This is a genomic window from Nonlabens dokdonensis (assembly GCF_002162835.1).
Lineage (GTDB): Bacteria > Bacteroidota > Bacteroidia > Flavobacteriales > Flavobacteriaceae > Nonlabens > Nonlabens dokdonensis_B.
Genome location: NZ_MAAX01000192.1, coordinates 694 through 5,530, shown reverse-complemented (window position 1 = coordinate 5,530; position 4,837 = coordinate 694). Strand labels below are relative to the sequence as shown.

General features: G+C 35.6%; 6 protein-coding genes. All 6 read left to right on the top strand.

Going from position 1 to position 4,837, the window contains the following annotated elements; genetic code table 11:
• Positions 1-975, top strand: a 975-nt coding sequence (locus A9Q93_RS12875; RefSeq protein ID WP_303687807.1) for a pyridoxal phosphate-dependent aminotransferase, incomplete at its 5' end; no start/stop codon positions are given.
• Positions 975-2,003, top strand: coding sequence for a UDP-N-acetylmuramate dehydrogenase (murB, locus tag A9Q93_RS12870; RefSeq protein ID WP_303687808.1), 1,029 nt, complete (start codon positions 975-977; stop codon positions 2,001-2,003). The genes A9Q93_RS12875 and murB, both read left to right, overlap by 1 nt.
• Positions 2,004-2,086: 83 nt before the next feature.
• Positions 2,087-2,296, top strand: coding sequence for a membrane or secreted protein (locus tag A9Q93_RS12865; protein ID WP_303687806.1), 210 nt, complete (start codon positions 2,087-2,089; stop codon positions 2,294-2,296).
• 9 nt (positions 2,297-2,305) lie between these two features.
• Complete coding sequence (locus A9Q93_RS12860; protein ID WP_303687805.1) at positions 2,306-3,415, top strand: glycosyltransferase; 1,110 nt, start codon at positions 2,306-2,308, stop codon at positions 3,413-3,415.
• Between the two features lie 46 nt (positions 3,416-3,461).
• On the top strand, positions 3,462-4,334 hold the full coding sequence (lipA, locus tag A9Q93_RS12855) for a lipoyl synthase (RefSeq protein ID WP_303687804.1): 873 nt from the start codon (positions 3,462-3,464) through the stop codon (positions 4,332-4,334).
• A gap of 61 nt (positions 4,335-4,395) precedes the next feature.
• Positions 4,396-4,837, top strand: a 442-nt coding sequence (locus tag A9Q93_RS12850) for a glyceraldehyde 3-phosphate dehydrogenase NAD-binding domain-containing protein (protein ID WP_303687803.1), incomplete at its 3' end; no start/stop codon positions are given.

The window sequence follows — 4,837 nt, the reverse complement described above, 5'->3', positions numbered from 1 at the left end:
AGAGATAAACTCGCTGCTTATTACAATAAGATCGATATGGGTTTAACTAGTGATGACATAATCGTATCTACTGGTGGTAGTGAAGCATTGCTTTTTGCGATGGGAAGCATATGTGATAATGGTGACGAGGTAATCATTCCTGAGCCCTTCTATGCAAATTATAATGGTTTTGCAACGGCAAGCGGTGTTACTGTAAAACCTATCTCGACTAGTATTGAAAATAACTTTGCTTTACCAGCAATAAGTGAATTTGAAAAGCTCATTACCGATAAAACTAAAGCTATACTTATTTGTAACCCAGGAAACCCTACAGGTTATTTGTATACTCAAGAAGAAATGGATCAATTAACAGCGTTAGTTAAGAAGCATGACCTGTTCTTGCTATCTGACGAAGTTTACCGCGAGTTTGCATATGATGGTCGCACACACCTCTCCGTTATGAACCTAAAAGGGCTAGAAGATCACGCCATCATGATCGATTCTGTTTCAAAAAAATATAGTATGTGTGGTGCACGCATAGGTTGTATGGTTTCTAAGAACAAGGAGGTAATGGCTACCGCAATGAAATTTGCTCAGGCTAGATTGAGTCCACCTACTTTTGCACAAATTGCAGCAGAGGCAGCATTAGAAACAAAGCAAGAATATTTTGATGATGTTATTGTTGAATATATTGAACGTAGAGATATTCTAATAAAAGGCCTTAAAGAAATTGAAGGTGTAAAAGTGGCAAATCCAGGTGGTGCATTTTATTGTGTGGCACAGTTGCCAGTAGAAGATACCGATGTATTTGCACAGTGGATGCTTGAGAATTTTGACCTAGACGGTGAAACCATCATGGTTGCCCCTGCTGCTGGATTTTACAGTACACCAGGAATGGGGAAAAACCAAATAAGAATAGCATACGTTCTTGAGAAAGAATCTCTTAAAAGAGCAGTACGCATTTTAGATCAAGCTTTAAAGGCCTATAATGCATGATAGAAATTAAACAACATTTTCCTCTTAAGAAGTTCAATACTTTTGGTATATCCGCTTTCGCGAAAGCGTACACAGTAGTAGCATCTCTTCAACAACTTAAAGAAGTACTAGGCTATTATTATGACACTTCTATATTTCTTTTAGGTGGCGGAAGCAATATGTTGTTGATCAACGATATTCAAAAACCTGTCGTTCATGTATTATTAAAAGGTATCGAGATTATTAAAAACGATGGTAGCGATACTTATTTAAAAGTAATGGCTGGTGAAAACTGGCACGACTTTGTTCTGTACTGCATAAAGAACAATCTAGCTGGTATTGAGAATCTTTCTTTGATACCGGGAAATGTTGGGACTTCACCTATTCAAAATATCGGTGCTTATGGTGTGGAGCTGAAAGATGTTTTTTACAGCTGTGATGTCATTGATATAAAATCGCTTGAAGAAAAAACACTTTCTCTAGGCGATTGTAACTTTGGTTATCGCGATTCTATTTTTAAAAATGAAGCGTTAGGAAAATACGTCATCACTTCGGTCACTTTTAAACTTACTAATTTAAATAGACCTAACAATTACCAGTTAAAAACAGATTACGGTGCAATACAAAGTGAGCTAGAAAGGCTTGATGAAACTTTAAGTATTCAAACTGTTTCAAAAGCGGTAATTAATATAAGAAGTAGCAAACTTCCTGACCCTAAAGTCATAGGGAACAGTGGTAGTTTTTTTAAAAATCCTATTATTAAAAGGCCGCTTTATGACGATCTTGTAAGAATGCATCCTGAGATGCCCGCTTATGATGTAGATCATGATCATGTAAAAGTACCAGCAGGATGGTTAATAGATCAGTCTGGTTTTAAAGGTAAACGATATGGAGATGCTGGTATTCACGAGAAGCAAGCTCTCGTTCTTGTAAATTATGGGAATGCTACTGGTCAAGAGATACTTGAGGTAGCTAGAAATATTCAAAAAGCAGTTCTAGATCGTTATGGAATTGCTATCGAAACTGAGGTAAATTTAATAAATGAGTAACTATAAAATAGATTGATAAGTACATCGGTAATTTTGTAAAAAACGATGCTATCTAACCTATTTTCAAAGCTTATCTTTGCATTATGGATTTAAAACTTATTCTTATATCATTTGTTTTATTAGGTCTTGCCTTTGGTGGGATTGCAATTAAAATATGGGGTAAAAAGGACGGTAAATTTGCCGGTACTTGTGCTAGCCAAAGTCCTTATCTTAACAAAAATGGAGAGGCTTGCAGTATGTGTGGCAAACTTCCTGAAGAGCAGGATTGCAAAAACGATCAGGTAAAAGCCTAATTAGTCTTCATGGAAATAAGTGTTTTCTTTTATATACTGGCATCATTTGCCATTGTTAATTGTGTTTACTACTTATTCTTTTCTAACGTAGGTTTTGCAAAAATAACAGCTCCCAAAGGAAAATTAACACAAGCTGTGTCTGTTATAGTTTGCTCAAAAAATGAGCAAGAAAATTTAAAGGTACTCGTCCCATTACTCTTAGAACAAAATCATCCAGACTTTGAGATTATTTTAATTAATGATGCTAGTATAGATGACACTAGAGAGGTCATTGAAAATTTTATGTCTCAAGATCATCGCGTTAAGTTTGTAAACGTGGTGAATAATGAAAGCTTTTGGGGTAATAAAAAGTATGCGCTCACTTTAGGAATTAAAAAAGCGGTAAATGATCATTTAGTCTTCATTGATGCAGATTGTGTTCCTAACAGTAAAGAATGGTTGGCTATTATGGCTAAGCATTTATCTCAAGAAAAAAGCATTGTTTTGGGTTACGGCGGTTATAAAAAAGTAAAGAACTCGTTATTAAACGCTTTAATTCGTTATGAAACCGCATTTACGGCTATTCAATATTTTAGTTATGCTATGCGCGGCAATCCATACATGGGCGTAGGCCGCAATCTTGCCTACACTGCAACGCAATTTTATGAATCTAGCGGATTCATGAGCCACATGAAGGTATTAGGTGGTGATGATGACCTTTTTGTAAATCAATCTGCGACAAATTCTAACACAGCAGTTTCTTTAAATGAAGAATCATTCACTACTAGCCAGCCTAAAACACAGTGGAAAAAATGGTGGAAACAAAAAAAGAGACATATAAATACAGCATCTCATTATAAATGGAAGCATAAATTATTGCTAGGTATATTTTATATCTCCCAAATAGGCTTTTATATTTCAGCAATCTTGGCCTTGATATTTGGAATCAATTGGTTACTTATTTTAGGTATTATTCTCTTTAGATACCTGATTTTTTGGATAGTTATGGGTAAAGGGATGTCTCGCTTTCGCGAAAGCGATATCACCATCCTACTTCCGTTTTTAGAAATTCTATTGATAGGTACACAACTAGCTCTATTTATTTCAAACATGGGACATAGACCAAAACAATGGAACTAGTTAGGTATTCTTATTCATTCGACTACATTATCGTTAACTTTGTAATATGGAAGCAGTAAAAACATCAGTCGCCCCACCTAAAGGAAAACCAAAATGGTTGCGAGTAAAATTACCTGTAGGTCAAAAATATAAAGAGCTAAGAAGTACCGTAGAAAAATACGACCTTCATACCATTTGTACCTCTGGTAGCTGTCCTAACATGGGAGAATGCTGGACTGAAGGAACAGCAACTTTTATGATTTTAGGTAACACTTGTACAAGATCATGTGGTTTTTGTGGTGTTAAAACTGGTCGTCCAGATACTGTGGACTGGGCAGAGCCTGAAAAAGTTGCCCGTTCCATCAAATTAATGGGTATTAAACACGCTGTAATTACTAGTGTAGATCGAGATGACTTAAAAGATATGGGTTCCATAATCTGGAAAGAAACCGTTGCTGCTATACGACGTATGAATCCAGAAACTACTCTTGAAACACTTATCCCAGATTTTCAAGGCAATACAAGAAACATAGATCGTATTGTAGAGGCAAATCCAGAAGTTGTTTCTCATAATATGGAAACAGTACGTCGATTAACTCGCGAGGTGCGCATTCAGGCAAAATATGACACGAGTCTAGAGGTTCTTAGATATCTTAAACAACAAGGTATTAATAGAACTAAGTCGGGAATTATGCTAGGTTTAGGAGAACTAGAAGAAGAAGTTCTACAAACTATGAGAGATTTACGTGACAATGACGTAGATGTGGTTACCATAGGTCAATATCTACAACCATCTAAAAAACATTTGCCGGTTAAAGAATTTATCACACCTGAGCAATTTAAGAAATATGAGATTGCTGGACTAGAAATGGGTTTTAGACATGTTGAAAGTGGTGCGTTAGTAAGAAGTTCTTACAAGGCTCATAAGCACATACTATAATTCACATATAGACTTTATAAAACCAATCTAAGAATAATAGAAGCATAAATCGTATAGATATATGATTAAAGTAGCCATTAACGGATTCGGTCGTATAGGACGTACATTTTTAAGAACGGTTTATAACGATCCACAAATTGAAGTAGTCGCGATTAACGACCTTGCTTCTAACGAAGTCATGGCACATCTTCTTAAATACGATTCTATTCATGGCGTTCTCGATGCAGAGGTAACTTATGATAAAAATGCTATAAGCGTTAATGATCATTCCATATTATTTACACATCACGATAAGTTAGAAAATTTGCATTGGAACGACGTAGATTTTGTAATAGAATCTACCGGTAAATTTAAAACTAGAGACCAGTTGCAAAAGCACCTAACTGCAGGTGCAAAAAAAGTCATATTAAGTGCTCCACCCATTGAAGATGACATTAAGACTGTAGTTTTAGGAGTAAATGAGCACATTCTTCAAGAGGAAGACTTAATTTTTTCAAATGCCA

Coding starts and splice junctions, on each gene's coding strand:
- A9Q93_RS12865 (WP_303687806.1), top strand. CDS start 2,087: ATGGATTTAAAACTTATTCTTATATCATTTGTTTTATTAGGTCTTGCC.
- A9Q93_RS12860 (WP_303687805.1), top strand. CDS start 2,306: ATGGAAATAAGTGTTTTCTTTTATATACTGGCATCATTTGCCATTGTT.
- lipA (WP_303687804.1), top strand. CDS start 3,462: ATGGAAGCAGTAAAAACATCAGTCGCCCCACCTAAAGGAAAACCAAAA.